This is a genomic window from Ancylomarina sp. 16SWW S1-10-2, from assembly GCF_009669305.1.
Lineage (GTDB): Bacteria > Bacteroidota > Bacteroidia > Bacteroidales > Marinifilaceae > Ancylomarina.
Genome location: NZ_SADB01000305.1, coordinates 1 through 394, shown reverse-complemented (window position 1 = coordinate 394; position 394 = coordinate 1). Strand labels below are relative to the sequence as shown.

The following is a 394-nucleotide window of genomic DNA, read 5'->3' as shown; positions in this document are numbered from 1 at the left end:
CCCTGCCAACCTGAGTCAGTTCAGTCAGGCTGGCGGCATCATTTTCCGCAAAATACGGTAATTTATTTTTCGCCGTGGAAAGCCCTGCCAGCGCCGTCAGTGTCGCATTCTTCGGTTGTTTACCCGCAAGCGCGTTAGTCATGGTGGTAGCAAAATCTGGATCATTCCCGAGCGCTGCGGCCAGTTCATTCAGCGTATTCAGTGCGTCAGGTGACGCGTCGATAACATCTGCAATCGCGGCCAGTACAAAAGCGGTGTTCGCAATCTGGGTATTGTTTGTTCCCCTGAGCGCGGTTGGTGCTGTTGGCGTTCCGGTCAGTGCCGGACTGTCCAGTGGGCTTTTCTGTTCGTTTCATCCATTACCACCTTAACCGCCTTTGGCGTTGCAGCAAGC

The 394-nt window shown here is 54.1% G+C and carries 1 protein-coding gene; it reads right to left on the bottom strand.

Translation table 11 applies throughout. The annotated features are described in order from the left end of the window. Nucleotides 1-315: 315 nt before the first annotated feature. The coding region (locus EMN46_RS19795) for a tail fiber protein (RefSeq protein ID WP_195715346.1) at nucleotides 316-394 on the bottom strand (79 nt) is incomplete at its 5' end.